At 39.6% G+C, this 24,124-nt stretch carries 23 protein-coding genes and 1 tRNA gene; 17 read left to right on the top strand and 7 right to left on the bottom strand.

Annotation, left to right across the window (positions count from 1 at the left end):
• Positions 1-24: 24 nt before the first annotated feature.
• The 6 genes from gcvH (at position 25) to FHX64_RS11780 (ending at position 4,869) form a co-directional block, all read left to right on the top strand.
• Complete coding sequence (gcvH, locus tag FHX64_RS11805) at positions 25-402, top strand: glycine cleavage system protein GcvH (protein ID WP_183414042.1); 378 nt, start codon at positions 25-27, stop codon at positions 400-402.
• 29 nt (positions 403-431) lie between these two features.
• Positions 432-1,292 carry a peptidase associated/transthyretin-like domain-containing protein gene (locus FHX64_RS11800; RefSeq protein ID WP_183414041.1) on the top strand — a complete coding sequence of 287 codons (861 nt, stop codon included), beginning with the start codon at positions 432-434 and terminating at the stop codon, positions 1,290-1,292.
• Between the two features lie 137 nt (positions 1,293-1,429).
• Positions 1,430-2,383 (top strand): IS1595 family transposase, encoded by a 954-nt coding sequence (locus FHX64_RS11795; protein WP_183411871.1) that lies wholly within the window; start codon positions 1,430-1,432, stop codon positions 2,381-2,383.
• Positions 2,384-2,434: 51 nt separating this feature from the next.
• Complete coding sequence (locus FHX64_RS11790) at positions 2,435-3,955, top strand: DUF5686 family protein (RefSeq protein WP_183414040.1); 1,521 nt, start codon at positions 2,435-2,437, stop codon at positions 3,953-3,955.
• 22 nt (positions 3,956-3,977) lie between these two features.
• Positions 3,978-4,421, top strand: a complete 444-nt coding sequence (locus tag FHX64_RS11785) for a Rieske (2Fe-2S) protein (RefSeq protein ID WP_183414039.1) — start codon at positions 3,978-3,980, stop codon at positions 4,419-4,421.
• 31 nt (positions 4,422-4,452) lie between these two features.
• Positions 4,453-4,869: a hypothetical protein gene (locus FHX64_RS11780; RefSeq protein WP_183414038.1), complete on the top strand. Its 417-nt coding sequence runs from the start codon at positions 4,453-4,455 to the stop codon at positions 4,867-4,869.
• Here the strand turns inward: FHX64_RS11780 and queF are convergent.
• From queF to proB, 6 genes are all read right to left on the bottom strand, one after another.
• A complete protein-coding gene (queF, locus tag FHX64_RS11775) occupies positions 4,864-5,310 on the bottom strand; it encodes a preQ(1) synthase (RefSeq protein ID WP_183414037.1) in 447 nt (148 codons plus the stop codon). The two genes, FHX64_RS11780 and queF, sit on opposite strands and share 6 nt — an antisense overlap.
• A 42-nt stretch (positions 5,311-5,352) precedes the next feature.
• Positions 5,353-6,036: a queuosine precursor transporter gene (locus tag FHX64_RS11770; RefSeq protein WP_183414036.1), complete on the bottom strand. Its 684-nt coding sequence runs from the start codon at positions 6,034-6,036 to the stop codon at positions 5,353-5,355.
• A gap of 68 nt (positions 6,037-6,104) precedes the next feature.
• Positions 6,105-6,186 (bottom strand) — tRNA-Tyr (locus FHX64_RS11765).
• Between the two features lie 35 nt (positions 6,187-6,221).
• Positions 6,222-6,710, bottom strand: coding sequence for a 6,7-dimethyl-8-ribityllumazine synthase (gene ribH / locus FHX64_RS11760; protein ID WP_183414035.1), 489 nt, complete (start codon positions 6,708-6,710; stop codon positions 6,222-6,224).
• 102 nt (positions 6,711-6,812) lie between these two features.
• Positions 6,813-7,511, bottom strand: a complete 699-nt coding sequence (locus tag FHX64_RS11755; protein WP_183414034.1) for a tetratricopeptide repeat protein — start codon at positions 7,509-7,511, stop codon at positions 6,813-6,815.
• 226 nt (positions 7,512-7,737) lie between these two features.
• Positions 7,738-8,820, bottom strand: coding sequence for a glutamate 5-kinase (gene proB, locus FHX64_RS11750; RefSeq protein ID WP_183414033.1), 1,083 nt, complete (start codon positions 8,818-8,820; stop codon positions 7,738-7,740).
• 270 nt (positions 8,821-9,090) lie between these two features.
• Here proB and FHX64_RS11745 point away from each other — a divergent pair, with 270 nt between their 5' ends.
• A complete protein-coding gene (locus tag FHX64_RS11745) occupies positions 9,091-9,732 on the top strand; it encodes a site-2 protease family protein (protein ID WP_183414032.1) in 642 nt (213 codons plus the stop codon).
• A 121-nt stretch (positions 9,733-9,853) separates the two neighbouring features.
• On the opposite strand, the gene FHX64_RS11740 is transcribed toward FHX64_RS11745, so the two are convergent.
• Positions 9,854-11,098: an IS4 family transposase gene (locus FHX64_RS11740; protein ID WP_183414031.1), complete on the bottom strand. Its 1,245-nt coding sequence runs from the start codon at positions 11,096-11,098 to the stop codon at positions 9,854-9,856.
• Between the two features lie 175 nt (positions 11,099-11,273).
• Here FHX64_RS11740 and FHX64_RS11735 point away from each other — a divergent pair, with 175 nt between their 5' ends.
• From FHX64_RS11735 to FHX64_RS11690, 10 genes are all read left to right on the top strand, one after another.
• The gene (locus FHX64_RS11735; protein WP_183414030.1) at positions 11,274-11,453 is read left to right on the top strand and encodes a hypothetical protein; all 180 of its coding nucleotides are present in this window, start codon (positions 11,274-11,276) and stop codon (positions 11,451-11,453) included.
• Between the two features lie 175 nt (positions 11,454-11,628).
• Positions 11,629-12,648 (top strand): LacI family DNA-binding transcriptional regulator, encoded by a 1,020-nt coding sequence (locus tag FHX64_RS11730; RefSeq protein ID WP_183414029.1) that lies wholly within the window; start codon positions 11,629-11,631, stop codon positions 12,646-12,648.
• Between the two features lie 13 nt (positions 12,649-12,661).
• Entirely contained in the window at positions 12,662-13,927 is a 1,266-nt protein-coding gene (fucP, locus tag FHX64_RS11725) for an L-fucose:H+ symporter permease (RefSeq protein ID WP_343053521.1), read from the top strand.
• Positions 13,928-13,944: 17 nt separating this feature from the next.
• Entirely contained in the window at positions 13,945-14,319 is a 375-nt protein-coding gene (locus FHX64_RS11720) for an L-rhamnose mutarotase (protein WP_183414027.1), read from the top strand.
• 23 nt (positions 14,320-14,342) lie between these two features.
• A complete protein-coding gene (locus tag FHX64_RS11715) occupies positions 14,343-15,368 on the top strand; it encodes an aldo/keto reductase (protein ID WP_221202209.1) in 1,026 nt (341 codons plus the stop codon).
• Between the two features lie 30 nt (positions 15,369-15,398).
• A complete protein-coding gene (locus FHX64_RS11710; RefSeq protein ID WP_221202208.1) occupies positions 15,399-16,460 on the top strand; it encodes a zinc-dependent alcohol dehydrogenase family protein in 1,062 nt (353 codons plus the stop codon).
• Between the two features lie 23 nt (positions 16,461-16,483).
• Positions 16,484-17,605: a DUF6786 family protein gene (locus tag FHX64_RS11705; RefSeq protein WP_183414026.1), complete on the top strand. Its 1,122-nt coding sequence runs from the start codon at positions 16,484-16,486 to the stop codon at positions 17,603-17,605.
• 57 nt (positions 17,606-17,662) lie between these two features.
• The gene (locus FHX64_RS11700) at positions 17,663-20,149 is read left to right on the top strand and encodes a glycoside hydrolase family 95 protein (RefSeq protein WP_221202207.1); all 2,487 of its coding nucleotides are present in this window, start codon (positions 17,663-17,665) and stop codon (positions 20,147-20,149) included.
• A 21-nt stretch (positions 20,150-20,170) separates the two neighbouring features.
• Positions 20,171-21,949 carry an L-fucose isomerase gene (fucI, locus tag FHX64_RS11695; protein ID WP_221202206.1) on the top strand — a complete coding sequence of 593 codons (1,779 nt, stop codon included), beginning with the start codon at positions 20,171-20,173 and terminating at the stop codon, positions 21,947-21,949.
• A 367-nt stretch (positions 21,950-22,316) separates the two neighbouring features.
• Positions 22,317-24,098 (top strand): aminopeptidase P family protein, encoded by a 1,782-nt coding sequence (locus tag FHX64_RS11690; protein WP_183414025.1) that lies wholly within the window; start codon positions 22,317-22,319, stop codon positions 24,096-24,098.
• The last annotated feature ends 26 nt before the right edge of the window (positions 24,099-24,124 follow it).

Here is a 24,124-nt window from a genome sequence, read left to right as displayed (position 1 = left end):
TTCAATTTTAACTACTTATTAATTATGAACATTCCCGAAAATCTTTATTACACGCCTGAACATGAATGGTTACGCGTTGAAGGAGCTAATGCTTATGTTGGCATTACAGACTTTGCACAAAATGAATTGGGAGAAATTGTATTTGTTGATGTCAATACGGTTGGAGAAACGTTGAAGGCTGGCAATACGTTTGGTTCCATCGAAGCCGTTAAAACAGTTTCCGATTTATTTATGCCTGCAAGTGGTAACGTTCTCGAATTGAATGAAAAATTAAACGATCATCCTGAATTAGTTAATGATGATCCTTATGGGGAAGGATGGATTATTAAAATTTCGCTGAGTGATTCGTCAGAAACAGTCAATCTCTTAACTGCTGAGAAATACAAAGCTCTGGTTGGTTAAATAAAAGTTGTCTATGAACACACTCCTCAATGAACTATTCTTCCGTACTTCGCCTGTTGATGATCTGGTGTCTCATTTTGATGCCACTCTTTGGAATAGCGCAGAATGAACAGGTGATTGTAGGACAAATCATTGACGGCACAACATTACACCCTGTTGCAAATGCAACAATTCGTTTTTCAAAGACTCTCATTGTCGCTCATAGCAACAGTGAGGGTTATTTTTTTCTCCGGAGTGATGGCAGCCATACCAAAGTAGACTTTTCAGCACAGGGTTATGCTTCCCGTCATTTACGGATTAAACCAAACCGTAGCGCTGTTATTAATATTAAACTAAGGCCTTTGAAGGTTTCAGAACTTCCTTTAGAGGTTTGCAGGCAGGATACTGTAGCAAAATCTATTATTTTACAGGTCATTCAACATAAGCCAGTTAATAATCCCGAAGTGGGTTTTCATCCATCTACTGAATCTGAACGTCTAAAGGCATACGTGTACCATTTACCGCCAGACTGGATTCAAGGCACTCAGGTAGCCGATGCAGCAACCTATTCAATTGATTCGCTTTGTTCATTGCCCTTGTTTACAGAAGACAGAATTTATCGCCAACCTGATTTCCCGTCGGTAAGAGAAGATAAAGAGTTGTTTTTCAATAAAGAATTGTCTGTTTCGCCGCTTGGTAAAGAGTATGTACGAAGATTAGTTGGTTTATTATTGCCTCACCAAAATTTTTATGATAATAAGGTAATCCTTTTAGGGCATTATTTTATTAGTCCGATAGCAGACAATGCGATCCTTCATTATGCTTATTTTATGAAAGATAGTGATGTAGTGCAAGGTCGCAAAATATATACCATCGGATTTCTTCCTCTTCGCCGGAATGATTTTGTTTAATGATTATCCGCAAAGCGACCTGTAGAAAAAGAGGCCAGAATTACGGTTGAGTTTGTAATAAAAAGTTCTCAATATATTTGTATAATTCATTGAAATACATTATATTTACAGCGTATTCAACAGTAAAAATACACGCTATGAATCTCTTGAATTTCATTCTAAATTTTCCCGATGAGGAATCCTGTATTGCGCATTTTAAGGCGCAACGGGATCAAATCGGTATTGTTTGTCCAAAATGCGGCAGCACAAAACATATTTGGCTTAAAAACAAGCTACGTTACGAGTGTACGCATTGTCATCATCGCCAGTCCATACGAAGGGGTACAGTATTAGAATTTTCTAAACTCCCTTTTCGTTACTGGTATGTTGCCATGCACCTTTTGACCAGTACCAAAAAATCTTTTTCGGCTTCCGAGTTGCAACGGCAACTGGGACATAAACGCTATCAACCCATTTGGGAAATGCACAAGAAATTGAGCGACATAATGGGTAAACGCGACAATGAATATCAGCTTTCGGGACAAATAGAACTTGACAATGCTTTTATTACCACTCTGATAAGTGATGACTGTAAGCAACAGAACTTAAAACGTGGTGCAGGCAGTCAGAATAAGTCTAAAGTCCTTGTAATGACAGAAAGCATTGTGGTTGAAAATCCAAAACCGGGTAAAAAGCCCAAAAAGATAAACCACATTAAAATGCAGGTAGTGCCTGATTTAAGAGCTGACACTGCCGTTGAAATTGTCAAAGAACAAATTGATTCAAAGGCGGAATTAACCACCGATGATTCAAAAACATTTTTTAAGCTACATCAAGCTGTGGAGTCTCAAAAGGCTCAGGTTATTGAACCAGAAGACCTTCAGAAGATACTTCCATGGGTTCATATCAGTATTGCAAACGTGAAACGTTTACTACTTGATATGCACCACCAGCTTAAAAAAGAGTATTTACAATATTATCTCAATGAGTTCTGCTATAAGTTCAACCGAAGATATTTCGGGGAAAAGATGTTCGATAGATTAGTGTTTGCCGCTGCAAATTACAATACCGATTTCAAATCCAGAATTTATAACAGGTCGCTTTGCGGATAATCATATTTTGTTTTAAAGGGGTTTTTATCCGTCGATTCGGCTTCCTGTGCAATGACCCATATATCTGTTTGCCTGCCTCGAAATATAAATATTAACTTTATCCATTCTATTTCGGTAGATCAGTCTTTTGCATTCGATCGTGGTCAGTGGTATTATCATAAAATTGATGATTTTCTTACTTTGGAACTTGCTCCTGTCGGTGCATCTTACAAAAAACCGTTTGAAATAGCCATTGCTAAAAATCTGCTTTTTGCTCCACCTAGAGCCAATGATGAAGATTTGAAAATATTGCACAGAGAAAGAGAGGTGTCTTTGGTAAACCCGACTAATGATTCTTTGTATCAACGATTGTCACGATTTAACAATACTCATTTTATGAAGCAGGTGACATGGTTGACAAATCTGTTTATGTATCAATATGCTCATGTTGGGAAAATTGATATTGGGCCTTTCAACCAACTTTATCATAATAATGCGATTGATGGACCGACTGCAGCGTTGGCATTGAGAACCAATCAGTTTCTTTGGAAACGCTTTAGTATTGGTGGAAACATTGGTTACGCTTATCGGGATCATAGCTGGAAATTTGGTGGAACGACGCTTTATCGTTTACCTACCAAACATTTTCAACAAATAGATCTCCAGTATAACAAAAATGCTTATCAGACAGGTTTTAACGAAGATATTTATTTAGTAAGCGAAGGGAAGGTGTCTCCCAGTGACAATGATGTGTTTTCGTCTTTCTTCCGTTATAAGCCGGATACGGTAGCGAATGAAGTTGCGTCTTGGCGTTTTCGTTACCAGCGGGAATGGACCCGGGAATTTAAAACTACGCTTACATTGTTCGATAACTGTATTTTCTCAAATCAATATATTCAGTTTGTTCATGACGGTACTCCGGTAGAGAGTTTCTGGCAAAAAGGGATAAAGATTGATTTCCGTTTTTCCCGCGATCAATTGATATGGGATAATTGCTTTGATAGGAGATATTTGTCGAATCAGTATCCGGTGATTCATTTTCAACTAGAGGGTGGTAATTATGATTTTGATCAAACAAATGGGGATTATCTCAAACTAGTGTCTACCATTAATCATAGTTTTTCGTTTGAGGGGGGGACTTTGTCCTATGTAGCTGAGGCCGGATATATATTAGGACATGTGCCTTTTCCGTTGCTTTCGATAGCAAGAGGGAATGAGACTTATTCTTTCTCTGCTTATAACTTTAATTTAATGAATGATTTAGAGTATGCAGGTGATAAATATGTACATTTGCATATTCATTACTATTCGTCAGGATTATTACTTAATAAAATTCCAATTGTAAAAAAGCTTGGATTGTTAGAGTCGTTTTCTTTAAAAGTTGCTGAGAGTGGATTGAGTAAAGGATATAATGATATTTTTACGATGCCTTCCGGGATGCAGCCGATTTATGTTCCTTATGTGGAAGGGGGAGTAGGAGTGTACAATATATTGAAAGTGTTAGGCGTTGAGTCCGATTGGCGTATTACGCATCGAAATGATCCTAATGCAAATAAATGGGGAATCCGCTTTTTCTTTTATATAAGTCTTTGATTTTAATTGTAGTTGTTCCTTTATGATGCGTCTGTCTTTTTCTTCTATAATTATTATTGCGGTCGTGTTTATCTTGTTCGGATGTACTACAGATAGCACAACGATTCCACTGGCTCCTGTCAATCTTCAGGTCAATTTATTGCAAGCGACTACACTCACAGCTATTGGTGCAACTGAAAGCTACACAACGCCTAACAGTAGTTTGGAGGCTTTAGGATATGGTGGCATTTTGGTGGTACATACTTTAAGTGATTCTTATGTGGCTTTTGATTTGTCATGCCCGTATGAGGCTCAGCAAAATGTGCGTGTTGTGGTGCAATCCGATCTAACAGCTAAATGCCCGGTTTGTGGTTCGGTTTATCGCATTATGGATGGAACAGGCTGGCCAATCAGTGGGCCTTCCCGGCATAAACTGAAACAATATCATGTATATCCGGATGGAAATGTGTTGAATATTACAAACTGATTTATTACAGAATTTCTTTCAATTAAATGGTATGGAAAAAAGAGATTATCTGGAACGCGAAATAGAGAAAATGAGGGCTGTCATTCAAAAGATTTTCAAATTACGCGTAGATAAACCGGAAGAGGTACGAGATTTGATTAGTACGGAATTGAATCAATATTTTCATCTTTCTCTACCGCTGATATCCACTATGCCTGATGAAACATTTACACAATATGTTCAGACATTAAACATTGCTTCTCTTGAATTCTTAGGTGATCTGTTATTTGCTTCTGTCGATTTAAATTATTCCTTACATCAGGAAGATGTAAAAATTCTTAGGAAAGTTTTGTTTGTTTGGGATAACTGGGAATTAAAGACAAAAACATTGGATTGGGAAAAACTGGATCTAAAACAACAGATCAAAACTTTGATTATTGCTTCAGAAAGGGAGCAACTTGACTCATAGATTGTGGTGCAACATCCGAAATTTAGCCATTTCTTCGTACCTTGTGTCTGGTAATCCGTAGTTACAATACGGATGAATGCTAATGCCACCACGTGGCAGAAATAGTCCGGTTACCTCAATATATTTTGGAGCCATCAGCTGGATGAGATCTTTCATGATGATATTGACACAGTCTTCGTGAAAATTGCCATGATTACGAAAACTGAACAGATATAATTTGAGACTTTTGCTTTCCACCATCTTTTCCGCCGGTAGATAATCAATTATAATCGTGGCAAAATCGGGTTGTCCGGTAATGGGACACAATGTCGTAAATTCAGGGCATTCGAATCGTACCCAGTAATCATAGCCAGGATGCTTGTTCCCAAAGGTTTCAAGAACAGAAGGATCATATGAGGCAGGGATTTCAGATTTTTTCCCGAGATGTTGCAAAGAGTCCATAGGTCATGTTTTTAATGAGTTATAAATTTCAGAGAAGCGTTTTTATCCTACTTCAGTGATTTTCCAGATGCTATATGAAATTTCGCGGTCGATAATGTCTGTTTGTTCTCTTTGTTTGATGTAGATTACGATACGTTGTGTAACAGGCAAAATAATGATTTCATAAGCGGTTTTTAAGAAAGCTTGTGTTGCAATCATTATAAGGAGTTGCCGCCATGAAAGGATCGATAAAAATGCAATAGTGATAAAGATTGTCGAATCAGCACTTTCTCCAACAATGGTAGATACGATGACCCGCAATGAGAATTTTGCTCCATTCATTGCCGATTTCATTTTGCTCATGATATAAGCATTCAAAAAAGATCCTACCAGAAAGGCAAGCAAACTGGCAATAGCAATTCTTGGTGTTTGTCGAAGTACGTTAGCGAAGGCGTTTTGGCCTTCCCAAAATGGAGCGGGAGGTAGTGCTATAGCAAACTGATAAAATAATACGGCAAAAAAATTCATGCCGAAAGCAGTCCAAATCATTAGACGAGCTTTACGGAATCCCCAGACTTCGGCAATACAGTCATTGATAATGTAAGTTACCGGAAATAGGAATATTCCTGCGGGAACCACAATAGTTCCCAGCATGACAATTTTAAATGCTACTAAATTGGAAACCAGTAAACAAGTGGTAAATACCACTGTCATAAATAAGAAAAGCGGAGAAAGAGAATTTTTCATTGTCTTGTTTTTTACGTGGTTACCAAGAACACGGATCAAAAAAGATCAAAAATATCTAACTAAAGGGGTGGGCAGTGATGGATTCGAACCACCGAAGGCATCGCCAGCAGATTTACAGTCTGCCCCATTTGGCCACTCTGGTAACTGCCCTTGTGCTCAAAAAGGAGTGCAAAGATAACGAAATTTTAAATAGATCGTTTCAGATGCACCATTTTTATTGCTGTAATAGCTGCTTCATCTCCTTTATTGCCATGAATTCCTCCTGCCCGATCCAATGCCTGTTGCATCGTGTCTGTTGTCAATAATCCGAATATCACCGGAATGCTTTGAGAAATATTCAGTTGCGTGACTCCTTGCGTGACTCCTTGACAAACATAATCGAAATGAGGTGTGCCACCGCGCACAACTGCACCTAATACAATGACGGCATCTACAGCACATTTTTCAGCTAGCAGTTTCGCGCCAAAGACTAATTCAAAACTTCCCGGGACGTGTTGAATTTCGATCTGATCTGGCGTTACTCCATGTTTCTGAAGTGTTTCATAGGCACCGGCGAGCAAACGTTCTGTTACATCTGGATTCCATTCTGAAACAACAATGCCAAACCTCATATTTTCTGTTGAAGGGATAGCCGAGGCGTCGTATTCGGATAAATTATGATAAGCAGTTGCCATAATTAACGTAAAAGCAAATGAATTGATTTTTAAGACAAAATAATAACTGCTTCAACAAAGGCAATTGAAGCAGTTATTGATACGATAAGACTATGTTTATATTTATTGCTTGCCTGCCAAAACAGTGGCTCGACCAATATAGCGTTCAATATCCGATGCTTCCTGGCTTTGAGCATATTTTTCTTTTATTTTGGAGTAGATGGCTAAAGCATCTTTGTATTTTCCTAAACTTTCGTACGCAATCCCGGCCTTCTTCAAGTAAATAGGACTTACTAAATCATTCTGAGAATCAGCAGCTTTTAGAAAATATTTAATACCTTCTTCTGTCTGTCCTAAATTGACATAGCAATCACCTATCAGACCGGTAGCTGCATAGGATTCGTTGATATCATCTGCATCAAATTTTTTCAAATAATGAATGGCATTCTTGTAGTCGCCTAAGTGGTAATAGCAAATTCCGGCATAAACATTTGCCAGATCGCCTGACTTTGTCCAGCCATATTCGTCGATGATGCCTTTAAAACCAATGCATTGATCGGTACCATTCCCATTAAGAGCGACCTGAAATGAATCTGCTGCAAAATAGCTTTGGCATACCGCTAATTTGTCTGCAGCAGTGTTTTCCCTCGGAACCATGTACCAATTGCGGAAGGCTAATATTGCTAAGACAACCAATACGACAACGCCTACAGCATATATGATTTGTTTTTGATATTTTTCTATGAATATTTCCGATTTGGTCAATACATTTTCAACATTTTGAAGATTATCGGGCGTGTTATTGGTATTCTTAGATGCCATACAATTTGAATTTATAAAACAAAACGATAGTTAGGCCACAAAAGTACACATTTCTCAGCAATTAGAAAAACATTCGGTGCTATTTTTATTGAGACAGATGGTGTTTTGTGTAATTATCAAGTAATTAGTGTTTTAATAAAGCAAAGAAGAAACAAAAATTTTTCTTCATGGGTGAGCATTCCTAATAATAAAGATTTTTCCGAAGCGAATTTGGAAATATCATATTTTAATCTATACTTAAGTAGTCATAATGCACAAAAGGACGCTGTCCTTTTTGCCCCATGATTTCTCTCGCTAAGACCGAGTCATATTGCACTTTGCCAACACCAATAGGAACGCCGTGTTCATCTGTTAAACGTACAATGTCTCCTTCTTCAAAATCTCCTTCGATATTTATAATTCCAATGGGTAATAAGCTGTTGGCTTTTGTTTTATCCAGCAAAGCCTGAACTGCTCCATCGTTTAAAGTGATGATTCCCTTGGCAAAGTCTTCACTGTGGGCAATCCATTTTTTGACACTTGATATACCTTTTTCTGAGGGATAAAATCGAGTACAAAGCGTGTGCTCGGGATGTGCCAGCAACTCTACCAAAATGTTTTCCCGTTTCCCGTTGGCAATCATCACAGCGATTCCTTCTGATGCCACTTTCTGTGCAATACTGCATTTAGTGCCCATGCCTCCGCGTCCTAATGACGATTTGTGATCTGATATATAAGATGCAAGATCAGTGTCGTCAGGTTTGACTTCACGTATTAATTTGGCATGCCCTCCCACCGGGTTCCCGTCGTATAACCCATCAACATTACTTAATATGACTAGTGCTTCGACATCCATCATAGTTGCCATTAACCCGGATAATTCGTCATTGTCGGTGAACATCAGCTCCGTTATAGAAGTAGTGTCATTTTCATTTACAATAGGAATCACGTTGTTTTCAAGCATTACCCGAATGCAATTTTGCTGATTCAGGTATAATGATCGAGAACTGAAGTTTTCTTTGGTTGTTAGAATTTGTCCACAGGCAATGCCTTGTTCTCGAAATAGTTCATAATACCGGTTTATTAATTTAGCTTGTCCTACTGCTGAAAAAAGCTGACGTGCGGATACCTCGTCCAGTTTTTTTGTGGGTTGAATTTCTCCACGCCCGGAAGCAACAGCTCCGGAGGAAATAAGGATCACTTGCACTCCTGCGCGGTGCAAGATGGTTATCTGATCGACTAATGAAGAGACTCTTGTTACGTCAAGTCTGCCATCTGTTCTCGTCAGAACATTACTCCCTATTTTAACAGCAATTCGTTTATATATCATTTAATGAATGCTTTGAGATTGCTACTTCTAATTATTTTATGAATACAAAGTAAGTGAATTTTGTGATAGGTTGGTGTGTATGCTTTGAATCCCTTCACATGGTTGTTTTACAGGAGAATGAATTGTATGTATTTCTCTCCAATAATATAAAGTTGTAGAGAAATATGTGTAAGTTTGTGCTTTTAAAGGGGAAAATGACTATTTCAGAGAACATTTTATCGGTGCATTAAGTGCGGAAAAATGCTGGACAGATAATCTAATTATTTAAAAATGAACCTAACACAAACACTGGAAATTATTCCTGCTGCGGTAATCGGACTAACCGTACACGAGTTTTCACATGCGTATGCTGCTTATCGCTTAGGTGATACAACGGCAAAAGAATTAGGGAGAGTGTCATTAAACCCGTTGAAACATATTGATTGGATTGGATTTTTTTTGATTGTAGTTGCAGGATTTGGATGGGCAAAACCAGTTACCTTTAATCCCCAAAACCTAAAGAACAAACATCGGGATGAGATATTAATCTCTATTGCAGGTCCACTTTCGAATCTTATTTTAGCTATCTTGTTTTTTGTCATTGCGCGAATCTTGTACTTTGTTTCGTTTTTTAATGGCACTGATCTTGGTTTATGGATTATCAACTTAATTGTGCTTTGGGGAGTAATTAATATTGCGCTTTTCATCTTTAATTTGATCCCATTACCTCCGCTTGATGGGTCCCATGTATATTTAACATATATACAAGATATTAACCCAAAACTAATGGTGAATTTATATAAATACGGAACTGCTGTCCTGTTTGCTATTATCATTGGTGAAAGTTGGTTGCATATCAATATTTTACATATATCAGAGATGATAAACGCTGTATCATACATTTTTCTGAGGATGTTGGCGTTTCCAGGATGATGCATGATATCTGGAAAGTGAATTGGAGTCGGGAATGGAAATCCTTTCGATCATGAATCACATAAAGTATCTATTTAGAATGCATTCCCCGGTTGTGCCCAATGTCATTAAGTTAAGGCCATCAGAAAGTATTTTTATTGTTTTTCAGCAACTTCGGTTTACCTCTTTTTCTGTATTTGTCAGTATCTCTTTCAAATCTTCTATTTGGTCGTATTGGTATCGTGTGTTTTTTAAACAACGCTTTGAGTTCTGATACTATTTCGTTCATATCCTTTTCCGAGAAAAACAGTAAAATTATCCTGTCTTTGAGAAAGCCGTATGATAAATTGCTATTGACTTTGTATTGATATTGATATTTGGTTGATTCTTTGGCTAATTCATCATTTATGTCTCCAACGATTAAACTCTGAACGTTTGACACAAATAAGGCTGCATAAAAATCCTGCAATATACAATGCTCTGAATAGCCTGAAAAATGTTCTATTTTTATCTTGTTCTTCAATTCATCATAAAACGTTTCTACTCCCCACCTTAAAAAATACAGTTCTTTAAATAAAGAGACTGGATATTTTTTTGAATCAAACAAAGAAGTTATCAGTATTTCTATTTCTCCATCAGGTAGTTCAACCCGAACCAACCGAACTTCTTTGAATGCATTCTTCGAATACGGTTTATCCGACAGTTTTATGTTCTTTCCAGGTTGCATTCGAGCAATAGCTGACTGTAGTCCACTCTGGTAAAATTCCCGGGTGAGGTTACTAAAATCAGCTTTAACCCGAATGAGAAAATCTACTCCTTTTTCAAAATGCTCATAAATCAAATTGAAAGAAGGATAACCTCTATCGTAAATAATCAAGTCGTTAGCTTTTGCAAAAACCAAATGATTCAACGCCAAAACACTCTCTCCAGTTGACAGGGGAGCTAAAACACCATCTATGGCAAACCGATTCAAAACATCGTACAATACTGATATTCTGGTCTGTACCACCCCTGTTTCAGATTGGTTTTTAGTCCTACCATAAATACTTTCCAACTCCTGAGTATCGGGCAAAACCAATCTTGACCCATCAACAGCCAACAACCTAAATCCATTCCAGAGCTTTATCGATGCATCATTGTCTGTATAAAACTCCTCAATCAAACTATCTGAAAGTGACTTAAACACTTCCGGCTTTATCTTTTTACGATACTGTACAAAAGCACTTTTTGTAATACCATTTATCGAAGCACCAGGCATATTGTACTTTATGAAACTAATAAAGTTAGTTATCTCAACCGAAAGACTTTTAGTGAGAAAATTTATCATAAAGACAATAGCACTATGAAATGATTGCTTCCTGTTTCTTGTAAAATCTGTCTCTAACATTTTGAACTGTAAAACTATTTCTTGCGAAAATACTCTTTTCCTTATCAGTTCCAATATACTTTCCGGCGTTTTTTTTCATGATAATAACTATTTGATTCTGAAACAAATATACAAAAAATAACTCATATACACAAGCGTTTATTGTTGATAATCAGATAATTATATCGCTAACTTAATGACATTGCGGTTGTGCCTGGCAATTCTTCAATCTACCGATATGCCCGACGATATTACTGCTGAAGTTACATACGAAGGATTGGTCAAAACTTATGCGAAAATCAAAAGCATTCCGATTCGTGTAATGAAAAAGTTGGAACGACTACAGCCGGTAGCAATAACTCTTATGGAGATGTAAGAGAAGTTGTTTTTCTGAATCCTTCATTGTAAGAGTATATCATTATGATACTGCTTTGTTTCATTGTGGAGGGGCATATGCTTTGCTTATAAAAGTTTAATCATAAAAAAACATAATATACGCTGTGCTATGTATTAATTATATACTTTTGCACACGTGTGCAAATTTGTAAGATATGCAAGGCAAACCAACAATAAAAGACATAGCTAAGGCGCTGAATATACACCATACAACTGTATCCAGGGCCTTAAGGGGTGATTCACGCATAAAGGAGGAAACCTGCAAAAAAGTAAAGGCTTATGCAGCCTCTATTGGGTATGTGGTTGATCAGAATGCGGTGAACTTGCGGAATAAGACTATTAACAATATTGCAGTAATTGTTCCTAACATCAGTCATAACATCTTTTCGAGTTTTATTGGTTTGATTACAGAAATGGCTGATAAAGAAGGATTAACTGTGTCTGTGTTTCAGTCTAAGGAACAGTTTGACCTTGAAGCAAAAGTGATTAAGACGATTGTTCGCCATCGGGTAGGAGGGGTAATTGCATCTGTTTCCAATGAAACACAGAATGGAAAACATTTTGAACCGCTGAAGAAATTTGGAATTCCTTTGGTGTTTTTTGATCGCGTGTGCGAAGATATGAGTGTCTCTAAAGTGTTGGTAAATAATTATGAAGGAGCGGGAAAGGCTGTCGATTATTTGATTGAAAAAGGATACCGGCGCATTGCTCATCTCACCGGTAGGCAGTCTATAAACGTGTTTCGTGATCGTCATAAAGGCTATTTAGACGGTATTGATCGTGCCGGATTGACATACCGGGCAAGCGTTTCCATTGAGAAAGATTTTGAAATTTTTGATGGAGAGAATGCTATACAAAATCTTTGGAATCAAAAAGAAAAACCGGACGCCATATTTAGTGACTCATTTATTCTTTCGGCTGGAGTAATTAAGCAATGCCGTCAGTTGGGAATTCATTTGCCAGATGAATTGGGAATGCTGACCATTACAAACGATCCGTTCAGTAATTTGATTTTGCCTCATCAGACGGTGATGGAGCAACCGTTGGCAGAATTGGCTGCTTCGTCGTTCGATCTATTAATGAAAGCAATGAAAGGAGAGCAAGCCAATGTGCATAGTGAAACCCGGTATCATGCATTCCGTATGATTGAAAGGGATTCTGTCAGAACCTTATAAAACTTTACAAACAATACCACAACAAAAATTTCAAAGAAAAACGCCCATGAAAAAAAACACACAACCACTTACTACGAAGGAGAATCTTATTCCATTTATTTTAATCACTGCGCTATTCTTTCTTTGGGGAATGGCTTTTGGCATGTTGGACGTGCTTAATAAACATTTTCAGGATGTGCTCGCCATTTCGAAAGCAAAATCTGGACTAATTCAGTTTTCTGTTTACATTGCCTATTTTCTTATGGCGCTTCCTGCCGGAATGTTCATGAAACGGTTTGGCTACAAAAAGGGAATTGTTATGGGATTGCTTTTATTTGCAGGCGGTGCTTATGTCATTGTTTCCGCATCTATTCTGCAATCATTCTGGTCGTTCCTGATCGGCTTGTTTATTGTGGGATGTGGTCTGGCCTCGCTCGAAACAGCAGCTAACCCATACACAACACGACTTGGCCCGAAAGAAACAGCGGAACAACGTATTAATTTCTCGCAGTCATTCAATGGGTTAGCATGGATTATAGGACCGATTATCGGAGGCCTGTTCATTTTGGGAAATCATGCAAGCCCAGATGGGAATCAATTGCATTCATTGATTATGCCGTATGCTATTATAGGAACGGTTGTGTTGCTTATCAGCATTATCTATATCAGGACGCCACTGCCTGAGATTGTGGAAGAAACCGTTGAGCAACACAATACTACTGGAAAAGTTCAAAAACCATTGTTCAAGCATCGCCATTTTGTGCTGGGAGTTATCGCTCAATTTGCTTACGTAGCCGCTCAAACAGGTATCTTTAGTTTTTTTGTAAATTATATGACAGACTCAAAATTAACTCCTCATGTTGACAAGGAAACTGCTGCCTTTATGTTGGGGTTAGGAGGCTTCGGTCTTTTTATGGTAGGACGCGTTACCGGAACATTTATTATGAAGTTTGTTCGTCCAACCCGATTATTGGCTATTTATGCTTTTATGAGTGTGGTGCTTTTGCCTGTCATTAGCCTGCGTATTGGCATGGTTTCCATCGTGGCATTGTTTCTTTCGTTCTTTTTCATGTCCATTATGTATCCAACCATCTTTTCTCTTGGTATCAAAGATATGGGAGAGCAAACAAAACGAGCCTCTTCTTTTATTGTAATGGCTATTGTTGGTGGTGCCATATTTCCCATATTTATGGGATGGATAGCTGATATCTCATCTATGGCAATCGGATTCTTTGCTCCAATGCCATGTTTCCTGTTCATTTTGTATTATGCTGTGAAAGGGTACAAAATACGTGCATAAAATTACTCTTTGCCGCTATGGAATATATAGAACAACAGACATATCTAGAATTTAAAAGATTCTGTAAAATATTGTTTCTGGAAGATGATCCTGATTTAATTGCGTCTTATAAAAAGATACATGCTACAGGAGCTGCCTGGCCCGAAATTACACAGGGAATGCGAGACGTAGGTATCCTCGATATGGAAATTTATTGTTCTGGAACTATTTTATTTATGATTATGGACACAATCCCTGATTTTGATCATGAAAAAGCTATGAATGAACTTGCAGGGAAACCACGTCAATCAGAATGGGAAGCATATGTTTCGAAATTTCAGAAAACATCGTCTGCTTTATCAGCCAAGGATAAATGGCAATCGATAGAACGGATTTATAAATTAGGAGAATAATAGTATAAATAAATATAAACAACATGCAAATCAATCAATTAAATCCAGAAGCAATTGACCCAAACAAAGTCCCCAAGAAAATATTAAATAATGGCACAATGATGCCTGTGATTGGATTAGGTACTTTTGGTTCAGATCATTATGATAACGAAGCTATTGCCAAAGCAGTACGTGATGCTATCCAGATGGGTTACCGTCATATTGATTGTGCTTCGGTGTATGGAAATGAAAAAGAGATTGGGGTGGCACTTGCCGAAGTCATATCAGAAGGGATCGTTAACCGGGAAGATTTATGGATCACGTCAAAAGTCTGGAACGATATGCATGATCATGTAATCGAATCTTGCCAGAAATCCCTGGCAGACCTGCAACTGAATTATTTAGATCTTTATCTTGTTCATTGGCCTTTCCCGAATTCACATGCAAAAGGAGTTTCGGTGGAGTCACGCGATAAAAATGCAAGGCCTTATATTCATGAAGACTACATGAAAACATGGCGTGATATGGAAAAGCTGGTTGGGATGGGGTTGGTAAAAAGCATTGGAACTTCAAACATGACGATTCCAAAAATGGAGTTATTATTGCGGGACTGTGAGATAAAACCTGCCTGTAATGAGATGGAACTTCATCCTCATTTTCAACAACCTGAGCTATTCCAATATTTACTGGAACATACTATTCAACCCATTGGTTTTTCGCCTATTGGTTCTCCGAATCGACCGGAAAGAGATAAAACGCCTGAAGATACAACTCCTATTGAGGATCCGGTGATTGTTGAGATTGCCAGAAATCATAATATCCACCCTGCCGTTGTCTGTATTAAATGGGCAGCTCAAAATGGTCAGATTCCAATTCCATTCTCGGTGAAGCATGAAAAATTACAGGGTAATCTGCGCAGTGTTACGGAAGATCCGCTAACAGATGCTGAGATGGAAGCGATTAAGAACGTTGACAAAAGATGCAGGTTGATTAAAGGTCAGGTATTTACCTGGAAAGGGGCAACCTGGGAAGATTTATGGGATGAAAACGGTGTGATAAAGGCATATTGATTTATAATGAGTTATTAAACGTGATTTTCAATGAAACAAACAATGCAAGCGGCATATTTGCCCGGAAATAGCACGGTAGTGCTTAAAGAAGTAGATATTCCTGTCCCTGGACATGGTGAAGTTTTGATCAAGATGAAGTCTTCGACGATTTGCGGAAGCGATATTCGGGCTATTTACCGGGAGCACTTGGGGAAAGGCCCTGAGGGTTATCAAAATAAAATTTGCGGGCATGAACCGGCAGGTCAGATTGTAAAATGTGGCCCTGGCCTTCGCCGGTTTAAAGAAGGTGACCGGATTATTGTTTATCATATTTCCGGCTGTGGGGTATGCAATGATTGCCGACGGGGTTATATGATTAGTTGTACTAGTCCCTATCGTCGTGCTTATGGCTGGCAACGGGACGGTGGTATGGCTGAATATTTATTAGCGGAAGAAAAAGACTTGGTTTTATTACCTGATGAATTGAGTTATACGGATGGAGCTCAGGTAGCTTGTGGTTTTGGTACTGTTTACGAAGGCCTTGAAAAAATTGGTATTTGCGGGAATGATGCCGTGCTTGTGGTAGGCCTTGGCCCAGTAGGCCTCGCTGCATGCATGTTGACAAAAGCTATGGGCGCTTCAAAGATTATAGGCGTTGATACAGTTCGGGAACGTGTTGATATTGCAATTGATAAGAAATTGGTTGATCATGCTTTCGTAACTGATGACCAGGCTATTTCCAAGATTTTGGCGTTAACTGGCGGGATGGGAGTTGAAAGAGCGGTTGATTGCTCCGGACATACTTCAGGTCGTCAGTTGGCTGTGAGAGCAACCCGTAAATGGGGGAAAATTGTTCTTATCGGCGAAGGAGGCACTATGGAGCTTAATCCAAGTCCTGATCTTATTCATGAACAAAAGACTATCTATGGCTCATGGGTTACAAATATCTGGCGTATGGAAGAGCTGGTTGAACGAATCGTTCGTTGGGGTATTCATCCGGACCAGTTGGTCACTAACCGGTTTACCCTGGATCAGGCTTCTGATGCTTTTGCCCTGATGGCTGGCGGTAAATGCGGAAAAGTGGCTGTGGTTTTTGATGAAGAAATAAAGTGATCCATATCTTTTGTCTGTAAACCATGGAACAGAAAAATTACAAAAACGATAAAGAGTTCTTATCCAACCATCTCCGATTGGTTGAGTTAGCACGTGATGGGAAGAAGGTTTTACTATCACAGGATCTTCAGGGACGCGTTTTGACCAGTACAGCGACAGGAGATGAAGGAGATAGCTTTGGGTGGCTTAATTATGATTTAATTGCAATGGGGAAATTTCTTCCTCATTGCAATAATTTTGGAGGTGAAGATCGATATTGGCTGGGGCCTGAAGGCGGACAATTTTCTGTCTTTTTTTGTGAAGGCAGTGATTTTAGTTTTGATGACTGGCAAGTTCCTTCGGCAATAGATACCGATTCGTGGAATCTTTTTCCGGTAGATTCTACGAAAGTGAAATTTTCAAAATCCGTAAAACTACATAACTGGACGGGCAAAGATTTGCTTTGCCGCTTGGACAGGTCTGTTGAATTATTGGATGATGATACTATCAGGAAAGAAATCGGTATAGAGATTCCAAAAGGAGTTGATTATATTGTGTTTAAGTCGGAAAATCAATTGACCAACATCGGTACTTTTCAGTGGAACGAATCGACAGGTATGCTGTCAATCTGGATCTTAGGTCAATTTATTCCGTCAGAAAATAATATTGTCATAATTCCATACAAAAAATCAGATCAAGCACAGATTAATGACAGCTATTTCGGGAAGATTGATGCTGATCGGTTAACGGTGACCGATAATGCTATTTTTTTTAAAGGAGATGGGAAAAACCGTGGAAAAATAGGCATTCCTCCAGAGATGGTTGTTCCTTTTGCAGGTGCATATGATTCTGTGAACGGTATACTTACTATTGTGCATTTTAACTTCCCCGGAAGTAATGAAAAGTATGTGAATGCTATGTGGGAGTATCAAAAAGAACCATTCAAAGGAGATGTCATTAACTCCTATAATGACGGTCCTCTTGACGACGGAAGCATAATGGGGCCTTTTTATGAACTGGAGACTTCTTCACCTGCAGCACGTCTAAAGGTCGGAGAGTCTATTACGCATCGGCATGTTACCATGCATTTTAAAGGGAATTTGGAATCATTGAATATGTTGGCTATGAAGTATCTCGAAACGAATCTGCAAGATATTGAACTTTAATAATTAACCCGGCAACTGTAATTTAGCGTTATTGTAGTTGGTATAAAAATCGAAAACATGAACACAAACAAAAGCAGAACTGTATTTATGATTGGGATTTTTCTTTGTTTAGGCATTCCGTTTGGTTTTGGTGCAATGCCTGACAATCAATCTCTTCGCTTGTGGTATAACCATCCTGCTGAAAAGTGGGTTGAAGCCCTTCCTATTGGTAATGGACGTTTGGGAGCTATGGTTTTTGGAACACCTGGTACGGAAGAGTTACAATTGAACGAAGGAACTGTTTGGGCTGGAGGTCCCGGAGATAATATTAATCCGGAAACAGGGAAGGCTATTCCTGTAATTCGTAAATTGCTTTTCTCCGGCCATTATGAAGAGGCTCAACAATATGCTAATGCTCATGTACATTCCACAGATAACGGAATGCCTTATCAACCGGTTGGAAGCTTGTTCATTGACTTCCCTGGACAATCGCAATTTACCGATTATTATCGCGATCTCAACATTAGCGATGCTATAGCCTCTGTTTCTTACAAAGTTGATGGTGTGACGTACAAAAGAACCATGTTTTCATCGTTCGCGGATAATGTTATTATTGTGAAACTTACGGCGAGCAAGGCAGGAAGCATTACCTGTGATTTGCGAATGAAAAGTCCGCAAAAACACATTGTTTCTGTGAATAGCGATGAGCTCATGTTGTCGGGGATAACAGGTGATCATGAAGGAAAAAAAGGTCAGGTGAGATTTGTGGCATTGGTTAAACCTGTTCTAAATGGAGGTTCTTTGAGTAAGGATTCATCCACCCTTTCTATTTCCAAAGCAAATGAAGTGACGCTTTACATTTCTATAGCTACTAATTTCAAAAACTATCACGATCTCAGCATTGATCCTTTTCAGAAAGCATCTGCTTATTTAAAGACCGCGATGGAAAAAAACTATGATCAGGCTGTTATTGATCATGAGAAAGCATATCAACACTATTTCGACCGTGTTAAACTTAATCTGGGAACAACAGATTCGATAAAGAACCCAACAGATCAACGCTTGGTACAATTTGCGCATGATAATGATCCTCAATTGGTCGCCCTTTATTTCCAGTTCGGACGTTATTTGTTGATATCCAGTTCGGAACCAGGAGGCCAACCGGCTACTCTACAAGGTCTTTGGAATGATCAAATGTTACCGCCATGGGATAGCAAATATACAATCAACATTAATACAGAAATGAATTATTGGCCGTCAGAGATTACCAACTTGAGCGAGATGCAGCAGCCTCTTTTTCATATGCTTCAAGATCTTTCGGTTACAGGTCGTCAGAGTGCGCGGGAAACTTATGGGGCAAGAGGTTGGGTAGTACATCATAACACAGACCTTTGGCGAATTACTGATCCGGTTGATGGAGCATTTGACTGGGGTTTGTGGCCGATGGGAGGCGTCTGGTTGTCACAAAACATATGGAAACATTATTTATATAGTGGCGATAAGGTATTTTTGAAGAAATACTTTCCTGTTTTACAGGGTGCTTGTAAATTTTTTATAGACGAATTACAACCCTACCCTGAACATCATTGGCTCGTGGTTGCTCCTTCCGATTCTCCTGAACACGAGTATGTTTATGATGGAAACAAAAGGGCTGCAATTACAGCAGGTGCTACAATGGATAATCAGTTGATTTTTGACCTTTTTAGCAGTGTAATTTCTGCCACGAAGGTTTTAAATACAGATCATGCCTTTGCCGATACGCTTGAAACAATGATTAAACGGTTACCACCTATGCAAATTGGGCAGTATGGCCAGTTGCAGGAATGGCTACACGATTGGGATAATCCAACAGATCATCATCGTCATGTGTCTCATTTATATGGACTTTTCCCGTCGAATCAGATTTCTCCTTACTATACTCCAAAATTATTCGAAGCCGCCAGAACCTCTTTGATCGAACGTGGAGATGTATCTACCGGGTGGTCGATGGGCTGGAAAGTAAACCTTTGGGCACGTCTTTTGGATGGCAATCATGCCTACAAACTGATTAAAGACCAATTAACACCTGTTGGTACTCAAAACGGAGGCGGTACCTATCCGAATTTGTTCGATGCTCATCCACCTTTTCAGATAGATGGTAATTTTGGTTGTACTTCCGGTATTGCACAAATGTTGTTGCAAAGCGAGGATGGAGCTATTCAGTTATTGCCGGCATTACCTGATGCATGGCACAACGGTAGTGTCAGCGGTTTACGGGCAAGAGGCGGCTTTGAAATCGTTAACTTGGCATGGAAGAATGGAAACATTAGTAGCGTAACTATTAAGTCCACGTTAGGAGGCAATTGCCGGTTACGTACCTATTTGCCTTTAAACAAGGAGTCAAGACTTGTACATATTCATGTGGCAAAAGGTATTAATCCGAATCTGTTTTTTCAGATTCCTGCTGTAAAACAACCTCTCATATCGCCCAAGGCTAAATTACCCGTTCTTGTATTGAGAAAAACATATCTTTATGATTTTCAAACACAACCAGGGGAAATATATACATTAATTTTTCAGAACTAATTCATTATTAAATATCATTCAATGAAACCAATATCCAATCAACCGAGAGTAGGTATCAGGCCTGTGATAGATGCCCGTCAGGGCGGCATTCGCGAATCGCTGGAAGTACAGACCATGAATATGGCGAAAAGTGTTGCTGCATTACTTTCGTCTACATTGAAATATACCGATGGAACCCCTGTGCAATGTGTCATTGCAGATAGCACCATAGGACGGGTACCGGAAGCGGCAGCCTGCGCTGAGAAATTCCGTCGTGAAAATGTTGGCGTAAGCATCACCGTGACACCCTGCTGGTGCTACGGAAGCGAAACTATCGACTATGACGCTCAAACTCCAAAAGCCATTTGGGGTTTTAACGGAACCGAACGTCCCGGCGCAGTCTATCTGGCAGCCGCTTTAGCAGGCCATACCCAAAAAGGATTACCCGCCTTCGGCATCTACGGCCGTGATGTACAAGATTCGACAGATACCACCATCCCATCAGATGTAAAAGAAAAACTATTACGATTTACCAAAGCAGGCTTGGCAGTAGCCTCCATGCGGGGACGCTCCTATTTATCGATCGGCTCCACCTCCATGGGCATTGCCGGATCTATCGTAGATACAGATTTCTTTCAAACCTATCTCGGTATCCGCAACGAATCGGTGGATATGTCAGAGATTATTCGCCGGGTAAAAGAAAATATCTACGACAAAGAGGAATATGAGAAAGCCATAGCCTGGGTAAATACGTATTGCAAAGTAAATGAAGGCGAAGATTTCAATATGCCTTCTAAAGTCAAAAACAGGACAGAAAAAGATGCCGATTGGGAGTTTGTCGTTAAGATGGCTATGATCATGCGGGATCTGATGGTCGGAAATCCAAAACTGAAAGAGCAGGGATTTGCCGAAGAAGCTTTAGGTCATAATGCCATCCTGGGAGGTTTCCAGGGACAACGGCAATGGACCGATTTCATGCCCAATGGAGATTTCGCCGAAACTATTCTCAATTCATCCTTCGACTGGAATGGCCTCCGGGAAGCCTTTACCATGGCAACGGAAAACGATTCCCTGAATGGCGTATCCATGTTGTTTGGACACCTCCTCACAGGGACAGCCCAGGTGTTTGCCGATGTACGCACCTATTGGAGTCCCGAAGCAGTAGAGCGGGTTAGTGGTAAAAAACTTACGGGAGCTGCAGCCAATGGCCTGATCCACCTGATTAATTCAGGTTCAGCCGCTCTTGACGGTACCGGTGAACAGGTGATTGACGGGCAACCGGTGATGAAACCTTTCTGGGATATTACAAATGCAGAAGCAGAACAGTGCCTGAAAGCCACTACATGGTATCCGGCCAACCGGGACTATTTCAGGGGAGGCGGCTATTCATCGAAATTCTTATCCAAGGGAGGTATGCCGGTGACTATGACACGCATCAATCTGGTGAAAGGCCTTGGTCCGGTGCTGCAATTGGCAGAAGGCTGGACGGTAGAGCTGCCGGACGATGTACATAAAATTCTTGATGAAAGAACCGACCGTACATGGCCAACCACATGGTTTACTCCACGGTTAACTGGTAAAGGAGCCTTCAGGGATGTATATTCGGTTATGAACAACTGGGGAGCTAATCACGGAGCCTTCAGTTATGGGCATATCGGAGCCGACCTGATCACCCTGGCCTCGATGTTACGTATCCCGGTATGCATGCATAATGTGGGAGAAGCATCCATTTTCCGCCCCAGTGCATGGAATGCCTTTGGAATGGATGCCGAAGGAGCTGATTTCCGCGCTTGTCAAACGTACGGGGCTTTGTATAAATAATTTGCATTTTTGTTTTGGTGAGTTTATATGAAGATGTAACTATCCGTTCTTTTCCCTATAGTTTACCAAAAAAGATAAATCGGCTTTATCCGGCAAATCGAACCCCAGATGGGTATAATTTGTAAATGCTCATTTTCTTGAAGCAAAAAAGGGATAAGCAAAGGATAGAAATTTTGTGCTGTGGAAATTTTTTTTCACGGCACAAATTTTTTTTTCTGCGCATCCGATTGGAAACGGAACGCCAGAAAATTGTAAGAGAGTGGGCGAAAGCTTTACCTGCTAAGATAAGTTGTTCTATCTTGAACGCTGATGAACTCTGAAAAAAGAGTATATTTGCTTCCCAAATAATCTATCAAATAAAATTATTATGAGTGAAATTGTTGGTCGCCTGTCGGCATTGCGTCAGTTGATGCGTGAGAAAGGGATTTCAGCTACTATTATACCCAGTACTGATCCTCATGCCAGTGAGTACGTGTCTGATTATTGGAAAGAAAGGGCATGGATATCAGGATTTACCGGCTCTGCCGGAACCGTTGTGGTAACGCAGGAGGAGGCTGGTTTGTGGACTGATTCCCGCTATTTTCTGCAAGCTGAACAACAATTGGTTGGTTCTGAAATTACATTGTTCAAGGATGGGGTTCTTACAACCCCTTCAATATCAACGTGGTTAGCTCAAGTTCTGAAACCCCAAAGTAAAGTGTCGATCAATCCATTGCTCTTTTCTGTTTCAATGGTAGAGTCTTTGCGAAATCAATTAACAGATAATGGTTTAACGCTCTTGACTCAATATGATTTGATTGTCCGGCTATGGGAAAATCGCCCTGTCTTACCGATAGATGCCATTTCTCTTTATCCAAACCAATATTCAGGTAAATCCACACAAGAAAAGCTGGCTGTCATTCGTAAAGAAATGGAGAAGCAAAAAGCGGATCATTATCTGATAACTGCATTGGACGAAATTGCCTGGTTGTTTAATATAAGAGGGAAAGATGTAGAATATAACCCCGTTGCTATTGCATATGCTGCCATTGACGCTAAAACTGCTACTTTGTTTGTTAATCCACAGAAAATATCACTGAATGTTGCTGATACGTTGAGTGACGAAGGTGTTAAAGTAGAACCTTATAATGCAGTGTTTGAGTACGTAAATCATTTGCATGTCGGAGAAAAAATATGGATTGATAAGGCAAAAACTAATTATGCCCTTTTTCAGGAAATACCGGCTCACTGCCAGATTATCGTTGCCCAGTCTCCTGCCTTTTATTTGAAAAGCATAAAAAATGAGATTGAATTAAATGGTACCCGGGAAGCTATGATAAAAGATGGCGTAGCGCTGATCCGTTTTTTTATGTGGCTTGAACAAGAAGTTCATTCCGGTGAATTATCGGAATTGTCGATAGCAGATCGGTTGCGCAACTTTAGAGCTGAGCAATCTCTCTTTCAGGGCGAGAGTTTCGGAACAATTGCTGGTTACCAGGAGCATGGAGCAATTGTACATTATTCAGCTTCTGAGAAAACCAATGCGACGCTTCGTCCGGAGGGTTTTCTTTTGTTGGATTCCGGGGCTCAGTATCTTGATGGAACAACAGATATAACTCGCACAGTTGCTTTAGGCGCTTTGTCGGAACAACAGCAAAAAGATTTCACTTTGGTCTTGAAAGGACATATTGCATTGGCAAAAGCAAAGTTTCCTGCGTCAACTCGTGGTTCACAGTTGGATATTTTGGCGCGTAAAGCCTTGTGGGATCTGGGTATGAATTATGGACATGGAACTGGACACGGCGTCGGTCATTATTTGTCTGTGCATGAAGGGCCACAATCCATTCGTATGGATGAGAATCCTACAACATTAGTCCCGGGCATGGTGATCTCAAATGAACCCGGGCTGTATCGTGCAGGGCAATATGGCATTCGGACGGAAAACTTAGTGACTGTTGTTGAGGGAGAAACAACGGAGTTTGGTGTTTTTTATCAGTTTGAGACATTAACACTTTGTCCCATAGATATAAAGGCAATTGATTTGGCTTTGTTGACTGACGAGGAAAAAATTTGGTTGAACGAATATCATTGGAAGGTTTTTTCGAATTTATCTCCGCGATTATCTCAGTCTGAACAGGAATGGCTGCGGCTTAAATGTAATCCTGTATAAATTATTTAGCCATAGATATAATAAAG

Origin of the sequence: Microbacter margulisiae, assembly GCF_014192515.1 — a bacterium.
Classification (GTDB): Bacteria; Bacteroidota; Bacteroidia; order Bacteroidales; family Paludibacteraceae; genus Microbacter; species Microbacter margulisiae.
This window is presented reverse-complemented; position numbering and strand designations above follow the sequence as displayed.

Excerpts from the sequence above, each read along its gene's own strand:
- gcvH (WP_183414042.1), top strand. The coding sequence starts at position 25 with ATGAACATTCCCGAAAATCTTTATTACACGCCTGAACATGAATGGTTA.
- FHX64_RS11800 (WP_183414041.1), top strand. The coding sequence starts at position 432 with ATGAACTATTCTTCCGTACTTCGCCTGTTGATGATCTGGTGTCTCATT.
- FHX64_RS11795 (WP_183411871.1), top strand. The coding sequence starts at position 1,430 with ATGAATCTCTTGAATTTCATTCTAAATTTTCCCGATGAGGAATCCTGT.
- FHX64_RS11790 (WP_183414040.1), top strand. The coding sequence starts at position 2,435 with ATGACCCATATATCTGTTTGCCTGCCTCGAAATATAAATATTAACTTT.
- FHX64_RS11785 (WP_183414039.1), top strand. The coding sequence starts at position 3,978 with ATGATGCGTCTGTCTTTTTCTTCTATAATTATTATTGCGGTCGTGTTT.
- FHX64_RS11780 (WP_183414038.1), top strand. The coding sequence starts at position 4,453 with ATGGAAAAAAGAGATTATCTGGAACGCGAAATAGAGAAAATGAGGGCT.
- queF (WP_183414037.1), bottom strand. The coding sequence starts at position 5,310 with ATGGACTCTTTGCAACATCTCGGGAAAAAATCTGAAATCCCTGCCTCA.
- FHX64_RS11770 (WP_183414036.1), bottom strand. The coding sequence starts at position 6,036 with ATGAAAAATTCTCTTTCTCCGCTTTTCTTATTTATGACAGTGGTATTT.
- ribH (WP_183414035.1), bottom strand. The coding sequence starts at position 6,710 with ATGGCAACTGCTTATCATAATTTATCCGAATACGACGCCTCGGCTATC.
- FHX64_RS11755 (WP_183414034.1), bottom strand. The coding sequence starts at position 7,511 with ATGGCATCTAAGAATACCAATAACACGCCCGATAATCTTCAAAATGTT.
- proB (WP_183414033.1), bottom strand. The coding sequence starts at position 8,820 with ATGATATATAAACGAATTGCTGTTAAAATAGGGAGTAATGTTCTGACG.
- FHX64_RS11745 (WP_183414032.1), top strand. The coding sequence starts at position 9,091 with ATGAACCTAACACAAACACTGGAAATTATTCCTGCTGCGGTAATCGGA.
- FHX64_RS11740 (WP_183414031.1), bottom strand. The coding sequence starts at position 11,098 with ATGTTAGAGACAGATTTTACAAGAAACAGGAAGCAATCATTTCATAGT.
- FHX64_RS11735 (WP_183414030.1), top strand. The coding sequence starts at position 11,274 with ATGACATTGCGGTTGTGCCTGGCAATTCTTCAATCTACCGATATGCCC.
- FHX64_RS11730 (WP_183414029.1), top strand. The coding sequence starts at position 11,629 with ATGCAAGGCAAACCAACAATAAAAGACATAGCTAAGGCGCTGAATATA.
- FHX64_RS11720 (WP_183414027.1), top strand. The coding sequence starts at position 13,945 with ATGGAATATATAGAACAACAGACATATCTAGAATTTAAAAGATTCTGT.
- FHX64_RS11715 (WP_221202209.1), top strand. The coding sequence starts at position 14,343 with ATGCAAATCAATCAATTAAATCCAGAAGCAATTGACCCAAACAAAGTC.
- FHX64_RS11710 (WP_221202208.1), top strand. The coding sequence starts at position 15,399 with ATGAAACAAACAATGCAAGCGGCATATTTGCCCGGAAATAGCACGGTA.
- FHX64_RS11705 (WP_183414026.1), top strand. The coding sequence starts at position 16,484 with ATGGAACAGAAAAATTACAAAAACGATAAAGAGTTCTTATCCAACCAT.
- FHX64_RS11700 (WP_221202207.1), top strand. The coding sequence starts at position 17,663 with ATGAACACAAACAAAAGCAGAACTGTATTTATGATTGGGATTTTTCTT.
- fucI (WP_221202206.1), top strand. The coding sequence starts at position 20,171 with ATGAAACCAATATCCAATCAACCGAGAGTAGGTATCAGGCCTGTGATA.
- FHX64_RS11690 (WP_183414025.1), top strand. The coding sequence starts at position 22,317 with ATGAGTGAAATTGTTGGTCGCCTGTCGGCATTGCGTCAGTTGATGCGT.